This window comes from Methylacidimicrobium sp. AP8 (assembly GCF_903064525.1).
Lineage (GTDB): Bacteria > Verrucomicrobiota > Verrucomicrobiia > Methylacidiphilales > Methylacidiphilaceae > Methylacidimicrobium.
Genome location: NZ_LR797830.1, coordinates 1,684,936 through 1,701,922 on the forward strand (window position 1 = coordinate 1,684,936; position 16,987 = coordinate 1,701,922).

Annotated in this window: 17 protein-coding genes, 1 tRNA gene and 1 other RNA gene; 11 read left to right on the forward strand and 8 right to left on the reverse strand. The window is 66.1% G+C overall.

Annotation, left to right across the window (positions count from 1 at the left end):
- The first annotated feature begins 78 nt into the window (after positions 1 to 78).
- Positions 79 to 1,221 carry an NAD(P)-dependent oxidoreductase gene (locus MTHMO_RS07825; RefSeq protein ID WP_255535373.1) on the forward strand — a complete coding sequence of 381 codons (1,143 nt, stop codon included), beginning with the start codon at positions 79 to 81 and terminating at the stop codon, positions 1,219 to 1,221.
- A 99-nt stretch (positions 1,222 to 1,320) separates the two neighbouring features.
- On the opposite strand, the gene MTHMO_RS07830 is transcribed toward MTHMO_RS07825, so the two are convergent.
- Together MTHMO_RS07830 and MTHMO_RS07835 are read right to left on the reverse strand one after the other, a co-directional pair.
- Positions 1,321 to 1,692 (reverse strand): 4a-hydroxytetrahydrobiopterin dehydratase, encoded by a 372-nt coding sequence (locus MTHMO_RS07830; protein WP_202214277.1) that lies wholly within the window; start codon positions 1,690 to 1,692, stop codon positions 1,321 to 1,323.
- Positions 1,693 to 1,749: 57 nt separating this feature from the next.
- A complete protein-coding gene (locus MTHMO_RS07835; protein WP_202214278.1) occupies positions 1,750 to 3,597 on the reverse strand; it encodes a PQQ-dependent dehydrogenase, methanol/ethanol family in 1,848 nt (615 codons plus the stop codon).
- A gap of 157 nt (positions 3,598 to 3,754) precedes the next feature.
- Here MTHMO_RS07835 and MTHMO_RS07840 point away from each other — a divergent pair, with 157 nt between their 5' ends.
- The 3 genes from MTHMO_RS07840 (at position 3,755) to rnpB (ending at position 6,159) form a co-directional block, all read left to right on the forward strand.
- On the forward strand, positions 3,755 to 4,984 hold the full coding sequence (locus tag MTHMO_RS07840) for an MFS transporter (protein ID WP_202214279.1): 1,230 nt from the start codon (positions 3,755 to 3,757) through the stop codon (positions 4,982 to 4,984).
- Positions 4,985 to 5,051: 67 nt separating this feature from the next.
- Positions 5,052 to 5,678 (forward strand): HAD family phosphatase, encoded by a 627-nt coding sequence (locus MTHMO_RS07845; RefSeq protein ID WP_202214280.1) that lies wholly within the window; start codon positions 5,052 to 5,054, stop codon positions 5,676 to 5,678.
- Positions 5,679 to 5,722: 44 nt separating this feature from the next.
- Positions 5,723 to 6,159, forward strand: an RNA gene (gene rnpB, locus MTHMO_RS07850) — RNase P RNA component class A.
- 24 nt (positions 6,160 to 6,183) lie between these two features.
- On the opposite strand, the gene MTHMO_RS07855 is transcribed toward rnpB, so the two are convergent.
- From MTHMO_RS07855 to modA, 3 genes are all read right to left on the reverse strand, one after another.
- On the reverse strand, positions 6,184 to 7,221 hold the full coding sequence (locus MTHMO_RS07855) for a molybdenum ABC transporter ATP-binding protein (RefSeq protein ID WP_237394844.1): 1,038 nt from the start codon (positions 7,219 to 7,221) through the stop codon (positions 6,184 to 6,186).
- 131 nt (positions 7,222 to 7,352) lie between these two features.
- Complete coding sequence (gene modB / locus MTHMO_RS07860; RefSeq protein WP_202214281.1) at positions 7,353 to 8,018, reverse strand: molybdate ABC transporter permease subunit; 666 nt, start codon at positions 8,016 to 8,018, stop codon at positions 7,353 to 7,355.
- A 24-nt stretch (positions 8,019 to 8,042) separates the two neighbouring features.
- Positions 8,043 to 8,834: a molybdate ABC transporter substrate-binding protein gene (modA, locus tag MTHMO_RS07865; protein ID WP_202214282.1), complete on the reverse strand. Its 792-nt coding sequence runs from the start codon at positions 8,832 to 8,834 to the stop codon at positions 8,043 to 8,045.
- Positions 8,835 to 8,953: 119 nt separating this feature from the next.
- Between modA and fdhD the strand changes: the two genes are divergently transcribed.
- The 3 genes from fdhD to MTHMO_RS07880 are packed head-to-tail and all read left to right on the forward strand — an operon-like array spanning position 8,954 to position 12,362.
- On the forward strand, positions 8,954 to 9,835 hold the full coding sequence (fdhD, locus tag MTHMO_RS07870) for a formate dehydrogenase accessory sulfurtransferase FdhD (protein WP_202214283.1): 882 nt from the start codon (positions 8,954 to 8,956) through the stop codon (positions 9,833 to 9,835).
- 26 nt (positions 9,836 to 9,861) lie between these two features.
- Positions 9,862 to 11,403 (forward strand): hypothetical protein, encoded by a 1,542-nt coding sequence (locus MTHMO_RS07875; protein ID WP_202214284.1) that lies wholly within the window; start codon positions 9,862 to 9,864, stop codon positions 11,401 to 11,403.
- Positions 11,403 to 12,362 (forward strand): hypothetical protein, encoded by a 960-nt coding sequence (locus MTHMO_RS07880; protein ID WP_202214285.1) that lies wholly within the window; start codon positions 11,403 to 11,405, stop codon positions 12,360 to 12,362. Before MTHMO_RS07875 ends, MTHMO_RS07880 begins: the two co-directional genes overlap by 1 nt.
- Before the next feature lie 16 nt (positions 12,363 to 12,378).
- Here MTHMO_RS07880 and MTHMO_RS07885 read toward each other — a convergent pair whose 3' ends face one another.
- Entirely contained in the window at positions 12,379 to 12,801 is a 423-nt protein-coding gene (locus MTHMO_RS07885) for a hypothetical protein (protein WP_202214286.1), read from the reverse strand.
- A 32-nt stretch (positions 12,802 to 12,833) separates the two neighbouring features.
- Positions 12,834 to 13,823, reverse strand: coding sequence for a hypothetical protein (locus MTHMO_RS07890; protein WP_202214287.1), 990 nt, complete (start codon positions 13,821 to 13,823; stop codon positions 12,834 to 12,836).
- A 246-nt stretch (positions 13,824 to 14,069) separates the two neighbouring features.
- On the opposite strand from MTHMO_RS07890, the gene MTHMO_RS07895 reads away from it, so the two are divergent.
- Positions 14,070 to 14,507: a peroxiredoxin gene (locus MTHMO_RS07895; protein WP_237394845.1), complete on the forward strand. Its 438-nt coding sequence runs from the start codon at positions 14,070 to 14,072 to the stop codon at positions 14,505 to 14,507.
- Positions 14,508 to 14,716: 209 nt separating this feature from the next.
- On the opposite strand, the gene MTHMO_RS07900 is transcribed toward MTHMO_RS07895, so the two are convergent.
- Positions 14,717 to 14,790, reverse strand: a tRNA-Pro gene (locus MTHMO_RS07900).
- A gap of 74 nt (positions 14,791 to 14,864) precedes the next feature.
- Between MTHMO_RS07900 and nadD the strand changes: the two genes are divergently transcribed.
- From nadD to MTHMO_RS07915, 3 genes are all read left to right on the forward strand, one after another.
- Positions 14,865 to 15,470, forward strand: a complete 606-nt coding sequence (gene nadD / locus MTHMO_RS07905; RefSeq protein ID WP_202214289.1) for a nicotinate-nucleotide adenylyltransferase — start codon at positions 14,865 to 14,867, stop codon at positions 15,468 to 15,470.
- Entirely contained in the window at positions 15,467 to 15,820 is a 354-nt protein-coding gene (rsfS, locus tag MTHMO_RS07910; protein ID WP_202214290.1) for a ribosome silencing factor, read from the forward strand. Before nadD ends, rsfS begins: the two co-directional genes overlap by 4 nt.
- A 64-nt stretch (positions 15,821 to 15,884) precedes the next feature.
- Positions 15,885 to 16,961, forward strand: coding sequence for a TrkA family potassium uptake protein (locus tag MTHMO_RS07915; protein WP_202214291.1), 1,077 nt, complete (start codon positions 15,885 to 15,887; stop codon positions 16,959 to 16,961).
- The last annotated feature ends 26 nt before the right edge of the window (positions 16,962 to 16,987 follow it).

Below are 16,987 nucleotides of genomic sequence, written 5' to 3' on the forward strand. Positions count from 1 at the left end.
CTCCGATGATCGTCGAACCGCCGCGGAAGTGCGTCCCGCACACAGAGAGGCTTGCTTCCCGCCCGCAATGCTGGCTAAATGAAATCTCCTTCGGGCGCTAGGCGGCCGAAAGCGGGTCGGAGGGGCGGCCTCGGCCAGGGGGGGCGTCGAGGATGCGGTCCCAGGATAGGGCGCATCGCGAATCCGGGCGGGTGCTCCGGAGCGGTCGGAAGCGCCATCAAGCGAACGGAGAGAGTGGACAGCGTTCTGCCGGGTAACAGGGTTGCCTCGGGCTCGCAGACGATTCGGAGTGAAACTTCTGGAAAATTGGAGGAAGCAATGAGCGAGAAGATCGGTTTTGTGGGAGTCGGACGCATGGGGGCCAACATGGCCCGCTGTCTGCACGATAAGAAATTCAATGTCACCGCGGTTTACGACGTCCGGGCGGAATCGGCCCGGGAGCTGGCGCCCGAAATCGGCGCCACCGCCTGCTCGACGCTCGCCCAAGTATCCGAGCTGGCCGACATCATCTTCACAGTGGTCACCGATGATAAAGCGCAGCTGGCCGTCTTCGAGTCGCCCGAGGACAACCTCCTCAAGGGCAAGCCCGCCGGAAAGATCTTCATCAACTGCGCGACCGTCAGCCCGAAGGTCCACGTCGAGGTGGAAAAGCTCGTGGAGCAAGTCGGCGCTTCGAGCCTGGAGGGCTGCATGGCCTCGAGCATCCCGCAAGCCCGGGAAGGAAAGCTCTATCTGATGGTCGGCGGCAAGGAAGCTGTCTTCCAGAAGGTCAAACCGATCCTCGAGGCGCTGAGCGTCGCGCTCACCTACGTCGGAGGCGCCGGGAAGGCGGCCCAGGTCAAGGCCTTGGTGAACATGGTCATGAACATCAACACCCTCGCTCTGGCGGAGGGATTAGGCTTAGGCCACGCGCTCGGCCTCGATCTGAACATGCTCCGCAACGTCTTCAGCCAGACCGGGGCGGCTTCCCGGGTTCTGCAAACCGACGGCGAGGACATGCAGAACCGCGAGCATAGCTGCTTCTTCTCCGCCGAGCATGCCGCCAAGGACTCGGGGATCGCCTTGGCTCTCGCGCGGGAGATCGGCCTCCATCTTGCGCTCGCCGACGCGACCAAGTGCCAATACGATCGCTTGGTCAAGCTCGGCTGCGGCCAGCTTGACAAGTCGGCGATCTCCGAGCTCACCTTCCTCGACCGGAGAGCCCGCGAGGTTCCCCTCTAGCCGGGAGCAGCCGGCATGGTCGGCGTTCCGGCCTCGGGCGAAAGGGGCCGGAAGGACGGAGATGGCCTTCCCGGGCGGGAAGGCCATCTTGTTTTCCTCTCACTCCGTCGGAGCCCTCCCGCCCGCTTCGGCCTCGTACAGGCGATCGGTCTTCGCGGCCATGATGAAGTCGTTGCGGTGCAAGCCGCGAATCTTGTGGGTCCACCAGCTCACCGTCACTTTCCCCCACTCGACTAGCAGGGCCGGATGGTGCCCCTCCTGCTCCGCCAGCTCGCCGACCCGCCGTGCGAAGCGCATCGCTTCGGCGAAATCGGGAAAGAGGAAGGCTCTTTCCAGGATCGGGATCCCGTCTCTCTGCTCGATCCGCCATTCCGGGACCTCGTGCCGCATCGTCTCGATTTCGGCGTCGGTCAGCCTTGGGGCGTCCTTTCGACAGGCGGTACAGCGCTCATCGGTCAGCGTCGTTTTCATGCGACAAGCTACGCGGGCGCCGTCCGCTGCGCAAACAATCCCGGGAACGGGCGCCGCCTACTCCAAGCCGAAGACGACAAGCTCGCCTCCCGGGGTCGTCGAACCCGGGAGCCCGGAGTCATACGCCGCTCCCGAAGCGCCCATGGCCCCCTGCCGATCGCCCCTGGGCAGATCGAGGGCGGCCGGCAGTCCGAACCAGCCGCCGACCCCGGAATAGACAGCGACATATTCCTTGTTGTCGGGACCGAGAAAGGCGATCGGGCTGCCCACGATGCCCGAGCCGAGCTTCTGCTGCCATAAGAGGACGCCGGTGCGCGCATCGACCGCCTTGAACCAGCCGTCGAGAGTCCCATAGAAGACCAGGCCGCCGGCGGTGGCCAGAGCGCCGCTGCAAACCGGGAATCTTTCCTGGAGTTCCCAGGCGCGCCTCCCTTTCACCGGGTCCCAGGCGATGAACTCGCCGTAATATTTGTCCCGCCCCTCATGACCGGAGTAGATCGTTAGGTTGGCTCCGATGTAGGGGAGTCCCAAAACATAGCGGGCCTCCGTGGCCTCGATGTCCATGCAGAGGTTGTTCGTCCCGAGGTAGAAAAGATGGGTCTGCGGCGCGTAGGCCGCCGGCTGCTGATTCTTCCCGCCCATGGCCGAGGGGCAGACTCCTTTGATGTCGATTCCAGCCTTCGCCCTCTTCTCCGGAACTTCGATCGGCCGGTCATCCCCGCGGTTGATCCCCTTGGCCCAGTTCACGTATACGAAAGGGGCCGCCGAGAGCACCTCTCCGGTCGCGCGGTCTAGCGTGTAGGCAAAGCCGTTCTTGTCGAAGTGGACGGCGCATCGGCGCACGCCTTCCCCGATCCGCAGGTCGACCAGGACGAGCTCGCTGGTGCCATCGTAGCCCCATGAGTCCCAAGGAGTCATCTGATAGGCCCACCGGGCCATCCCCGTAGCCGGCCGGCGGCCCCAGAGGGTGCAGGCCCACTTGTTGTCTCCGCCTTTTCTTTCGTCGGGGTTCCAGGAGCCCGGGTTGCCGGACCCGTAGTAGAAGAGGTCGAGCCCCGGGTCGTAGCTGAACCAACCCCACGTCGTCCCTCCGCCCAACTTCCACTGCTCCCCGGGCCAGGAACGGGTGCCCTCACCCGGCCCGCCGTGGCGCGGGCATTCCTTGTTGAAATCGCGCTCGAGCAGGATATCGTCGTCTGGCCCTTGACTATAGGCCACCCAGCGAGCCTTGCCGGTGTTGATGTCGTAGGCGTTGACGCGACCCCGGACGCCGAACTCGCCCCCGGAGATCCCGACTAGCACCATGTCCTTGATGACAATGGGGGCTCCGGTGATCGTCTCCCCGCGACCGATTTCGCCCTGCTTCACCTTCCATATCTCGTCGCCGGTGTGCGCGTCCAGGGCGATCAGCTGCCCGTCCAGGGTGCCCAGAAAGATCTTCCCCATCCCGTAGGCGACTCCCCGGTTGACGGTGTCGTAACAGGCCTCCGTGATCGCCCCCGGCTTTTGCGCCGGGGTGTACTTCCACAAGATCGCGTATGGCTTTCGGGCCAGGTCCAGGGCGTAGACCGTGTTCGGGAAAGGCGAGTGCACATACATGGTGCTGCCGACGACAAGCGGCCCGCCCTCATGGCCCCGGAGAGCGCCGGTGCAAAAGCTCCAGGCAACGTGCAGCCGTTCGACCGTTCTCGTGTTGATCTGGTCAAGCTCGCTGTACCGCGTGGCCGCGTAATTCTTGCCCGCCATCGGCCATTGACCGGGATCCGCCCCCAGCCGAACCAGCTCCTCGTTGGCCCGCGACCGGGACGGCGTAGCCAAAAGGACGATCACAGGGTATACCCAGATCGTCCGAAGGCCACGTCCATGGTTCCCCTTCCTCTCCGTCGTCCGCCGTTCGACTCCCATCCGCGCTCCTCTCCCGCTCCTGCTCGCCGTTTTCGGCCGGCGGCGTGCCGCGACCTCCGCCCGCCTCCCCGGCTCCTTCCGTGCTTCCTCCCGGCGAGCCGGGCCTCTCTTCCGGGAAAAAACTGAGCGCATTTTATCCGGCAGCAGGCACATGCCCATGAAGTTTTTTCCACAGCCGGCCCCTTTTCGATCCGCCGCCTTCCGGATGCTCTTCTTCGGACAAGCCGCTTCCTTCGTCGGCAGCTGGGTCCAGAACGTAGGGCAAGGATGGCTTGTCTACCAGATGACCGGCTCGCCATTTTGGTTGGGTCTTTTCGGTTTCGCCGGCTCCCTTCCCCTGCTCCTCTTTTCCTTGCCCGCCGGAGCCTTGGCGGATCGGTTTGCGCGCAAGCGGATCGTGATCCTCGCCCAAACCGCGGCTCTCTTTCTGGCTTCCAGCCTCGGCCTGCTCGCCTTCCTCCACCTCCTCTCTCTCCCGGCTCTCGCCCTTATCGTCTTCGGCCTGGGCCTGGCCGGCTCCTTCGAGCTTCCCGCCCGGCAAGCCCTCTTCCTCGACGTCGCCCCGGACGGAGAGATCCGCGCCGCCGTCGCTTGGAACTCGGTGCTCTTCAACGGAGCCCGTCTGATCGGCCCCGCCATCGCCGCCTACGTGATCCCCTGGCTGGGCGTGGCCGCCTGCTTCTGGATCAACGCGCTTTCCTACCTGATCTCCCTCGCCTGCCTTTTCCGTGTTTCCTCTCCGCCTCGAGGCTCGCCGGACAAACCGGTGCTCCCCTCTTTTGGCGAAGCCTTCCGCTACCTCACCGCAAGGAAGCCCCTCCTCGGTCAAGCCTGCCTGATCGGCCTCGTCACGATCTTCGGCTGGTCCTACACCGTGCTGCTCCCCTTTTTCGCCGAAAGCCTTCTCCATAGCGGCCCCAAGGGCCTCGGGCTGCTGATTTCCGCCAACGGAGCCGGATCCCTCGTAGGCGGACTGGCCGCGGCCGGGCTCGTGCGCAGGTTTCCGCTGCCCCGGCTCGTTTTCGTCGGCCTCGGCCTCTTCCTCCTCTCCGCCGCCTCCTTTGCAGTCTCCCGCTTGTTTTTCCTCTCGATGGCGCTGCTCGCGCTGGCGGGCTCGGGGCTGGTCATCTTCCTTTCGGCCGGGAATGCGTTCCTGCAAGAACAGACGGCTCCGGAGCTGCGCGGCCGAGTGGTCGGCGTCTCGGCTTTTCTTTTTCAAGGTCTTTTCCCCGTCGGCAGCCTCTTTGCCGCGCTCGCCTCCCGGCTTTGGGGCGCCCCGGCTGCGGTCTTGATCGGCACGGGCCTCTGCGGCCTCGGCGCGCTCGGGGTCGCGGCCTGGAGCTTCCGATGCCCCTGCGGGAGCCGAGCCTCCGCCAGGCGGGAATAGCGCGTCCCGGGCGCGCGGCGCGCGCTTGCCAACCGGAGCCAAATGGGAAAGAGTGGCGTCCAATCCTATGAGCAGCGCGCCGATCTCGACTCTCTTCTTGGATCTCGGAGGAGTCCTGCTGTCAGACGGCTGGAATACTGCCTGCCGGAAGAAAGCGGCGGAAACCTTCGCGCTCGACGCTCGGGAAATGGAGGAACGCCACCACCTGACCTTCGACACCTACGAAGTCGGAAAGCTCTCTCTCGACGGCTACTTGGAACGGGTCGTCTTCTACGAGAGCCGGCCGTTTACCATGGAGGAGTTCCGGCGGTTCATCTTCTCCCAGTCCTACCCGTTTCCGGACATGATCGAGCTGATCCGCAAGCTTAAGGAGAAGTACGGGCTCAAGCTGGCGGTATTGAGCAACGAAGGCAGGGAAATCCAGATTCACCGAATCCAAGCCTTCGATCTCCCCTCATTCATCGACTACTTCATCGTCTCCTCCTTCGTCCACCTGCGAAAGCCCGACGAGGACATTTACCGGTTGGCGCTCGACGTTTCGCAGACCCCGCCGGGGCAATGCGCCTACATCGAGGACCGCCCGATGTTCGTCGACGTGGCTCGCAAGCTGGGGATCCAAGGGATCTGCCATCGGGGCTACGCGACCACGAAGGCGGCTCTAGCGGGCCTTTCCCTCTCCCTGGAATCGGCTTGACCCCGCCGATTGACGCCGCCTCCTCGCGGTGGTTAGCTATATTCGGCGCCGGAAGAGACTGTCGCTCCGCCTTCGGGTGGAGAGGAAAGTCCGGACGTCACCAGGGAAGCGGGCCGCGGGCAACCGCGGGCTCGGGCGGCGCAAGCCGCCCGGGACGGAAAGTGTCACAGAGAAAAGACCGCCGCGTCGAAAGATGCGGCAAGGGTGAAACGGCGGGGTAAGAGCCCACCGCTCGGCTCCGGCAACGGCCGAGGCACGACAAACCCCCCGCGGCGCAAGGCCAAACAGAGGTGCCGGTTCCCTGGCCGCCCGAGGCCGGGGGTGCAAGCCCCCGAGTCTTGGGGCACACCTCGGGTTGGGCCGCACCGCGACGGTTCGCCGTCGCGGACCGACCGCCGGCGGGCGATCGGTAGAGAAATGACAGTCACCGGGAAGCAATGGCTTCCCGGAACAGAATCCGGCTTATCTTCCGGCGCCGGTTCCCCCGGCGGCCCTTCGCCCGAACTCAACGGGGCACCAAGTGGACCGCATGGGCCTTGATCCAGCCGTAGAGCGGCTTGCCGACGGCCAGCCCCAACTCCTGGCCGGCCCCGCGGGTGACCCGGGCGACCAGCGGAAATCCGCAATCGAGCACGACCCGGATCACCTGCCCCTCAGCCTCCAGCTCGGTCACACGGCCATGGAGTCGATTCCGGGTGCTCATGGGAAAGCTTCCCTCCTCGGTCGAGAGGACGACATCCTCGGCGCGCACCATCGCGTAGACCCGCTCGGGCAGGGGCTCCTCGCCGGCGACCGCCCAAAGCCTGCCGCCCGGCACCTCCACTTCCGCAACCCCCTCGCGAACAGAAACGCAGCGGCCGGCCACGACCGTTTCCACGCCCAGGATTTTCCCGGACTCACGACTCGCCGGACGAGCGAAGACCTCCGCGAGCGGACCCGTCTGGAGCACGCGTCCCGCCCCGACTACGGCCAGATCCGTCCCCAGGAGAACCGCTTCCCTCTGCTCATGGGTCACGAAGACGGCCGGAAGCGACCGCTCCCGGATAGTCTTCCGGATCAACACCACCAGCTCGCTGCGGGCGCAGGGGTCCAGGCCTGCGAACGGCTCATCCAGGAGCAGGAGCCGGGGCCCGGAGGCCAAGGCCCGTGCCAGCGCGACTCTCCGTCGCTCCCCCCCGGACAGTGTGGCTGGAGCGCGTCCGGCCAGCGGGGAAAGGCCGCAGCTTTCCATGGTCTCTCCGACCCGGCGGCGCTTTTCGTCTCCGGATAGGCCGCGCAGCCCGAAGGCCACGTTCCCAGCCACGCTCAGGTGCGGAAAGAGCGCGTCGTGCTGGTCGACATAGCCGATCCTCCTCCGCTGCGGAGGCACCCAGAGCCTCCTCTCCGTATCCACCCAGACCTCATCGCGGAATCGGATGCTTCCGAAGCTCGGTCGGCCGAGCCCAGCCAGAGAGCGGAGAATCGTCGTCTTACCGGCTCCGGAAGGTCCGAAGAGCACGAGGACTCCCGCCGGATCGAGGGCGAAGCAAAAGGCAGCTTCCACCCATCCGCCCCCCTCGTGCCGAAGGCGAAAATCAGCCGCCAGCTCTTCCGTTCCGCCACCGCGCACACCTGAGCATAGCACGGGCTTCCCGCGTCCGGCCAGACCGGGGGCACGCCGCGCCCGGTTCCGCCTCAGCCGAGCGGAACCCTCTTCTGCAACCGGTAGGCGGCGGAAAGCAGAAGAAAGGAGAGGGCAAAGAGCAGGAGCGCGGTGCGGGTTGCCGAAGTGTAGTCGAGGGATTCGACGGCGTCGTAGACCGCGATGGAAAGAGTCCGGGTCACCCCCGGAATGTCGCCCCCCACCATCAGAACGACACCGAACTCCCCCAAGGTGTGCGCGAAGCTCAGGACGACCCCGGAAACGATTCCAGGCCAGGACAGCGGCAGGATGACCCGGAGCAACGTCTCGGTTCGTCCCGCACCGAGGATCCATGCCGCCTCGCAAATCCGCCTGGGAACCCCGCACATCGCAGCGGCTACCGGCTGGACGAGAAAAGGGAGGCTGTAGAGGACCGACGCCACCCACAGCCCCTCGAAGGAAAAGACGAGGGATCCCCCGCCGGTCAGCCGCTCATACCATCGCCCGAGCCACCCGCCGCGCCCGAGACCGACGAGCAGGAAGAAACCGAGCACCGTCGGCGGCAGGACCAGCGGCAAGGCGATGATCGCCTCGACGGCGGGCCGGATCCGGCTCGGGGAGTAGGCGATCCAAGAGGCCATCGGCATCCCGATCACGAAGAGCGTGAGCGAGGTTACTCCCGCAAGCTTTAGGCTCAAGGCCAGCGCCGTCCAGTCCATGGGCGATCGCGAGAAAAAAATCGTTCAGAGGCCGTGCGATCGAAAGAGCTTCTGTCCCTCGGGACCGACCAGAAAGTCCCGAAAGGCCTCCGCCCACTCCGGATGGCGGCATCGTTGCAAAATCACCCCGCCTTGCTCCAGGACCGAAAAGGCCTCGGCCGGGAGCTCCGCAAAGCGGCCCTCCTTTTGGGCGGGCGGAGCCAAGGCGAGCGAGCGGGAGATCAAGCAAGCGTCAGCCGCCCCCTGCTGCGCGAACTGAAAGGCCTGCACGACGTTTTCTCCGAAGACCAGCTTCGACGCAAGAGCGGGAAGCAGGCGGGCCCGGCGGAGCCCCTCCTCGGCCGCGCGCCCGTACGGGGCGACCCGGGGATTGGCCAGCGCCAGGCGCCGGAGAGCCGAGCTCCGGAGGGCTGCCAGGGCATCTCCGGCCTTCCAGATCGGAGATTCCCTCTTCGCCCAGAGGACGACCGACCCGTGCGCATAGACGAATACAGGTCCCCGGGCCGCCCCTGCCAAGATCAGCCGTTCGGGATATTCCCGGTCGGCGGCCAGAATGAGATCCCAGTCGGCGCCCTGGAGCGCCTCGGCGTAGAGCTTGCCCGAAGAGGCGTACGTCGCTTCGATCCGGACATCTTTTCCCGCCTTTGGAAAGGCAGCGATCGCCTCCGGCAAGGCATAACGGAGATCGGCGGCTGCTCCAATCCGGAGGGCCGCCTCGGGAGCCCCTTCCGCCGCTTCCAGACGTTCGGAGAAGAAGGGCGCCGCCGGTGCCGAAGCCAGGGCCAATAGAACGAGCGTTAACCAAAGAGGACGCATAGCGACTTAATAGAAGTCCTCGGAGGCGAAGAAAAGCGTTTCGCGGCCCCCTCCGCCGATCGGCCCTCCGCTCCTTCTCTCCGTTGCCCCTCTTCTCCGGGCGGGCGTATAGTGGCTGCATGGCGATCCGGCCCGGGGGCAAATCGAACGTCGAGCTGTGGACTTGGGAAAAGGCGAGCGTTGTGCTCCGCACGGATACGGTCGCCGTGGAAGAACCCTTGGAGATCCGTCTTCGCGCCGGAGGGGAGGAGCGAATTGTCGCCATCACGATGCGCACCCCCGGCGCGGATTTCGAGCTTGCCGCAGGTTTCCTCTACGGGGAAGGGGTGGTGCGCGATTCCCGATTGATCCGCTCGATCTCCTACTGCGTGGATCGGAGGAGGAAGGAGGCGCAGCACTACAACGTCGTCACGGTCGAGCTGACCGCCGACCGACTCCCGGAATTCGGCGGGCTCGAGCGCCACTTCCTGACCACCAGCGCGTGCGGGGTTTGCGGACGCGCTTCCCTGGAAGCGCTCCGCGATCGCGGCTGCCGCCCCCTCCCTTTCGCCTGGAGCATCCCCGCCTCGCTCCTGCCCGCTCTGCCGGAGCGGCTCGGCTCCCGCCAGGGGATCTTCCGCGCGACGGGCGGCCTCCACGCGGCTGGCCTGTTCAGCAAGGAAGGCGAGCTGATCGCCTTGCGGGAGGACGTGGGCCGCCACAATGCCATGGATAAGCTCGTCGGATGGGCTCTGCTCCAGGGCCGGCTCCCCCTGTCGCACTGTCTGGTCCTGGTGAGCGGGCGCGCCAGCTACGAGTTGTTGCAGAAGGCGCTGGCGGCGGAGCTCCCGGTCTTTTGCGCGGTGTCCGCCCCGAGCAGCCTGGCCGTGCACCTGGCCCGGGAGTTTTCCCTCACGCTGGTCGGATTTCTCCGCGGAGAGCGCTTCAACGTCTACGCGGGCCGGGAGAGGATCCTCCCCGCGGAGGCCGGTTGTTTGCCACAAGCCCCGGGAAATGGTTAATTTAGCCCGGCGGTAGGGTGACTCTCATGAATCGGTTGTCTGGCTGGAAGGGCTGGACGGCGCTGCTTGTCTTCGTGTGCCTCCTGGCGGCGGCAGGAAACTGGGCGGCGACGGCATGGAGGAACGCCGCGGAGCGCAAGGCGATCGTTACCGGCTTTCAGACCCGCGTCGCGCGGGCTCTCCCCCAGGTGGACGCCCTTCGCAGCGAGCTCACCCAGCAAAAGCATCTGCTCGAGAAGCTGCTCGCCCAAGGAGAAGCCGCCACCGAATCCCAAGGGATTCCTACGGATCTTCTCCAGACCGCCGCCGCACGATTCCGCGAATTGCTGGACCGGGCGTCGGCCCTCGCCAACCAGATCCAGGCGGAGGCGGATCAGGCCGCAGCCCAGCTCGGCCTCCCATCCTCCGACAGTCTTTTTCCTAGCTCGGCGGCACCGTCCTGGAGGGCCTTCCTGACCGAGATCAACGAGGACCGCCAATGGGACGAAGCGACCCGCCAGCGCATTGCTCTCCTCGAGGAACGATGGACCATGCTGGCGGCCCGGGAGCACGCCGCCGCACAGCAACCCGGCTACTCGCCGGAGGACCTGGCGGCGCCTCCTCCGGACGTTCCCGCCACCAACCCTCCCGTCGGAGGCTACGGCGGCGGGGGGGGCGGCGATTCCTTCGTGGGCGACACCGAGGCGAAGACCACCTACGGGGGCTACGGAGGCTATCCCTATTGGGGAATGGGGATGTGGGGCTGGGGCTGGTGGGGCATCGGCCTCTGGTGGCCGTTTTTGGGGCTTTTGGCCGTTTTTCCCAGTGATCATCGAGCAGCAGCAGATCACGAAGCAACAACCGGCGCATCCGGCCCAGCACCAGGCGGCGGCGCAACTCTCCCCGGGTCACACTTCCCTCCCGCCCACCATGGGCTGGCGCAACACGGCATCGACCGCGACCCCCGAGCCGGCTCGGTCCCGCCGGGCCGCGGACCGGCTCACACGCCGGGGCCGCTGCACCCGGAGGCTCACGGCGCCCACGGCGCCGCCGCGGTCGCGCACGGGGGCTCCGGCTTCCAATCCGCCGTGCATCCGCAGCACCTCTTCAGCCCGGGGATTCATGATGTCGCCGGCCATCCGGTCACCGCCGCGTCTCTCCACGGCGCCAACTTAGGCTCGGCAGCCTACGCCCACGGCTTTCGGTCGGGCGGCCCCGGAGCCGGCTTCGCAGGACACACGGGATTGCCGCCGGCGCCGACCGGAGGCTTCCATGGAGCCGCCGGACTCCCCCGCGGCGGGGTCTTTCACGGCGCGTCCGGGCTAGGGCATGGAGGCACGTTCCACGGGGCCGCCGGCCTGGCTCACGGCGGGCTCTTTCACGGCGCCACGGGTCTTTCCCACGGGGGCATGTTCCACGGGGTCGGCGGATCCGCGCATCTTTTCCATGGAGCCACGATCGGTCCGGGAGGGATGCATGGAGTCGGAGGATTTCACGGCATGCCGGGAGGGTTTCACGGGGGAATGGGCGGCTTTCACGGCGGCTTCGGCGGCTTCGGCGGGTTTCACGGCGGCGGAGGGCATCGTTGATGCTAGGCCTCGAGGCACCGTTCGCCTTCCGCCCGCGCGTCTTCTTGCGGCCGCGGCCTGCGGGCGCCGCGGCGGCGCTCATTCTTCTCGCCTGCTGGGGCGGCTTGCCGCCGGGACGCCGCGCGGCCTTCGCAGCCGAGCCGGCCGGGATCGGCGTCGCACAGGAGAGCCCGGTTCGAGGAGCGGACGCTCGTGAGGTTTTTTCCTGGATCGACGACGCGCTCCGAATCCAGCCGGCAACCGTTGCGCGTTTCCAAGCGATGGTCGGAGCCCCCTTTCAGCGAATCGAAAGAAACGGGTGGATCGCGGTCTACGAAACCTCCGGTTCGAGCCGCCCCTGGATTCGACGCACGGAGCTCCGGCTGCCGGAGAGAGCCGACGAAGGATGGTCGTCGTTTCTCATTCTCGACCTCGATCCGGCTCGGGTCGAGGTCCTGCCTTCCGAGGCTATAGGCTATCGCCCCGGAGCCCGCGTCGGGCTCAACCCGCCGATTCCGCCCGGATGGCGGGAGATCGGGAAGTATTGGCAGGCCTCGGCCCCGGATTTCCTGGTTTGGGAGGGCTCCGATGCCACGATCGTCTTCCGCTTCCGCTCCGAAGGCCCCCGGAAGTTGGCGCAGTGCAGCCTCTACCGGAGGCCGGCGGCCTCTTCCCCGGCAGGCGCGAATGCCCGCCGGATCGGAAGGAGCAGGCTCCTCCGGGCGGAAACCGGCCTGGGCCCGGCCATCGACTCCCTCCTTGACCAGTCGCCGGACGCGGCCGCGCAAGTTCAGTCCCTGCAAGCCGCAGGATGGAGGCTCATCTGGTCTCCCTGGATGATCAGCGCGGTCGACCTCGTGCAGAAAGCGATTCTGCTTCCCAAGGATAAAAATCCGCGAAAGGCGTACGGCTGGCTCCTGTGGGAGCTCACGCAGATTCCCAGGCCGGAGGGCGCTTTCGCGACGCGCCCCGGCGGGTAGCCCGCGAGACGGCGGCTCAGGGCCCGGCGGGCGCGGCTTGTCCGGAACGGCTCGCTTGCTCCAGAGCGTCTTGGAGCTTGGCCGCCTCCTCCTTCAGCTGACCCGCTCCCTTTCCCAAGGACCGGGCCGCATCCCGGATCCCGGATTGCACCGAATCCTTCACTTCCTGCAGCTCCCGATGGAAAGCCGATCGCTCGTTGTGCAGCTCCTTGGCGAGCGACCGGGCGAGATCGTCATGCTTTTGCCGGATCGCCTGGTCGATCTGATCGATCTTCCGATTGAGATCGGAATCCCGCTTGACCAGATCGGCCAGCTTCTCCTGCCAGCTCTTCGGAGGATTCCCGGGCGCGCTGCCTTCGGGCGCCGAATCGGCTGCCGAGAGCGCGGAAGCTCCCGAGAGGAAAGCAAGGCCGGCCGCGATTACGGCTATCCCCTTCATGGCCGGATTGGAACCGATCGGAAGCCCTTCCGTCAATCGTTCTTTGCGCTCCGCCGCCCGGACTTCGCCGATGGGGAAGGACCGGCGCCCGAAGCGTTTTTCCGCTCCGCGGCAAGCTTGGCTCTCTGCTCCTCCGCCGCTGCCTTCAGCCGGCGCTCATACTCCTCGTAGGGGCTGCGCGCCCCGGCGGACGGCGGCTCGCCCTCCGCAGGCGGACTCCCGGCTCCGCCGGGTCCGGAGAACACCGGCCCGGGTGCCGGAACCGGAGCGGCCGGCAGCGCCTTTGCCACCCTTTCTCCCGAAAGATCGCGGTGCGGTCCGGAAGCGGCGGCTCGCTCCTGCGACGCAAGCCTCCGCCCTCCTCCTTCCGGCGGAAGGAAGGAGCCCCCTTCCCGGATTCTCGCCAAGGTGCGGACCATCGTCTCCCAGACGGATCGTTCTTCCTTCTCCACTTCCGCCACTTCATCTTCGGCAAATACCCGGCCCCATTCCTCGAACGGAAGCGCTCCGGCTTTTTCCAGGCTCCACCGGCCCCCGGAATAGACCGCCCGCTCGATGGCCCAACGCACGACCATGCTCTTCCCTTTCGTGGCGACGGCCATCCGCCGGTTCACCCGGTAGCAGGAGCCGGGCTCGAGATCGGGATAAAAGATCAGATAGGAAGCCAGCTTCCTCTGCAAGGCGTCGGCCCCTTTCGGCGGCTGGAACGGTCCGACCGGCAGGCGGAACCAGGAGACCGACGACACGAAGCGGAGGCGATAGCCGGCGGAAAATGAGCCGTCCGGCTGCTCGCGAAACCAGGCCGGCTCTATGCGCGCCAAGACCATTCCGTCCGGCAGCAGCGACCCGATGAACTCGCGGACGGCCCCTTCCGCCACGGCGGTCGGGGCCGGCTCGCCGCGAGCCGGCGCCCGTCCGGACGGGGAGAAAAACGCGCCGTCGCGGATCGCAAAGACGTAGATGCTCCCGGCCAGCATGCCGAGAACAAAGCCGATCCCCGTCCAGCGCAAGATCCTCTTCATCGCCTTCCGGTTTCCGGCCGCCCCATCGGCACGCGCGGAATCGCGCCCCGTCTTCGCGAAACAGGAAAAGTTCCTTTCGGGCAGCATATCAGGGCCCGGCCGCCGGAAAAACAAGAATGGAGCCTTCTTCCTCCCGGACGGCCCGCCCCGGAAGGAGGCTTTTTCCGCAAGAAAGTCCTTGGTGTCGTCACTTTTTTCGCATTTTATTCCTTCGTGAATACGAATTTAGCGACAGCACCCCTACCCGTGGGCGCGCCCGTGCCGCCGGTGACGGCGACGGATCAGGACGGGAACGAAGTGGACCTAGCGGAAGCCTCGCGGCAGGCAACCGTGCTTCTCTATTTTTATCCCAAGGCGGATACGCCCGGATGCACGAAGGAATCCTGCGGGCTGCGCGACGCCTACCAAAAATTCGTCGATCTCGGAGTCCGCGTCTTCGGCGTGAGCATGGACCCCGCGACGGCCCAGAAGCGGTTCGCCGAAAAATACCATCTCCCCTTCACCCTACTTGCCGATCCGGAAGGGAAGATCGTCGATGCCTTCGGAGTGGCCAAGAGGAACGGCCATGCAACCCGCCAATCCTTCCTCATTCGGCACGGCAAGATCGTCTGGCACAACCCGAAAGTGAACCCGGAAAGCCACGCGGAGGAGGTGCTGCGGGAGATCGAGAAACAGGCCGGTTGAACGCCGCCTTCGCGGACGCGCCCTTTGGGAGACATCTTCGTCTGCCGCCGCTCCGCTCCGTGCGACGACCGTCTTTCCGGACGCCGGGCTCCGCTCGTTCCGAACGGGCGGCTTCCGCCGCGAGCCCGGATCGGCGAGGACCACACCCGACGGCGGTTTTCTCCTCGTTTCGCGCTTCGAATAGGAAGGCGAACGGATGCCCGATCGCATCGGACCGGCGAGATTTGAACTCGCGACCTCTTGCACCCCAAGCAAGCGCGCTACCAGGCTGCGCCACGGCCCGTTTGACGTAATCGGTCAAAAAAGCTAACAGATTCCCGAAAGCAAAAGCAAGTATCGATACGCGACGGCGACACGATGGCCAAGAAACACCCTCCCCTCCTCCGTCTCGGACTCTTCGGCGGCAGCTTCGACCCGATCCACCACGGCCATCTCGTCAGCTCCTGGGACGCTCTTGAGCAGATGCGCCTCGATCGGATCATCTTCATTCCCTGCGCCCTATCTCCGCACAAGTCCGAGCCTCCGGTCGCCTCCGGAGAGGAGCGGCTGGCGATGATCCGGCAGGCCATCCGCGGATGGCCCTCCTTTTCTACCTCGGACTGCGAGCTGGCGCGCGGAGGGCCCTCGTATTCCGTGGACACCGCCGAGGAGATGCGCCGCCGGTTCCCTTCGGCCGAACTGTTCTGGATCATCGGCTCGGACCAAGCAAAGAGCCTTCCTTCCTGGCGGGATTACCCTCGCCTGTGCAAGCTCCTTACCTTCCTGGTCGTTCCCCGGCCCGGAAACATCGAGATTGCGCTGAAAAACGGCATGGCGCTTCTCCCTTCTCCCCACATCGTCGATATTTCTTCCACGGAGATCCGGGAGCGCGCGCAGCACGGCCTTCCCATCGGCCATCTCGTGCCTCGGCCGGTAGCCGCCCATATTGTCAAACGGCATCTCTACGAGAAGATTTCCGGATGAGGGAAGATTCTTCGGAAGACGCGTTGGCTTTGGCGCGCTTTTGCCGGGACGTCATCCTGGAAGGCAAAGCGATCGCGCCGGTCATCCTCGACCTCCGCAAGCTTTCGGCCTTCACCGATTTCTTCCTGATCTGCTCCGCGGCTTCGCGCCCGCAGCTCAAAGCGCTGGCCGCTTCCGTCGAGCGCGAGGTCGAAAAGGCCCACGGCCTCCATCCGCGGTCGCTCCAAGGCTCTCCGGCCAGCCACTGGGTCGTGCTCGATTACGGGGCGCTGCTCATCCACCTCTTCCTCGAAAAGGAGCGGGCGTACTATGAGCTCGAGCGCCTCTGGGGAGATGCACCCGTACTCTGAAGGCGATCCGGCGCGGACGCCCTGCGCCCCGGTCGGCCTCTTCCGCGGCGACTCGCCCTAGACGATGGCCTCGTCCCGGACATCTGCCTCCCCGGGGCAGCCTCCCCTGCCGCCGGCCGTCCGCCACCCCTTTCGCCATTTTCTGGGTGCGCTGATCGTTCTGCTCCTTCTGGTGGCCGCCGGCACGTTCGGCTACCGGAGGATCGAAGGGATGTCTCTGCTCGACGCGCTCTACATGACCGTCATCACGCTGAGCACCGTCGGCTTCGAAGAGGTCCACCCCCTCTCGCCCCAGGGCCGTCTCTTCACCATCGGGCTGATTGTCGGCGGAGGGGCCCTGGCGGCTTATGCCGCGGGAAGGGCGCTCAACTATCTCTTTTCCGTCGAATGGCGGGATTTCCTTGCAGCGCGACGCCAAACCCGAATGCTGAAAGGAATGAAGGACCATTATCTGGTCTGTGGTTTCGGCCGGGTCGGACGCCATGTCACCCAGGAGATGATCGAGCAGCGCCAGCGCGTGGTCGTCATCGATTCCGATCCGGAGGCTCTTTCGCACCTCCGGAGCCGGGAAATCCCGGCGATCGAAGGCGATGCCTCGGACGAAGCGGTCCTGCGGGCGGCGGGCATCTCGCAGGCGAAGGGACTGGTGGCTTGCGCAAGCAGCGACGCGGAAAACCTGCTGATCGTCCTGACCGCGCGCCTGCTCTGTCCCGGATTGCCGATTGTCGCACGGGCTCTCGACGAGGCGTCCGAATTTAAGCTCAAGAAAGCCGGAGCCGATCGGGTCGTCCTCCCCTACCAGCTCGCCGCCTACCGCATCATCACCTCCCTCGTGCGACCGGCGGTCGCCGATTTCCTCTGGGAAGTGGCGCACGTGGGCGGAGTCGAGCTTTTTTTGGAACAGATTCCCGTCCGGAGCGGCTCCTGCTTGGTCGGCCAGACGTTGGGACAGGCCCAGCTGCGGAACCGATTCCATGTCACGATCGTCGGATGCCGGATGCCCGACGGGACGCTGGCGGTTCGGCCCACTGCGGAGACCGTCCTCGAAGCGGGCCAGGAACTCATTGCGTTAGGGACGCATGCGGAGCTGCAGGCGTTCGCCCGGCTCGCTTCCGGTCAGGATCCGGGCCCGGCGGCATAGGTAGGCCGCACCGCCGGCCACGGAAG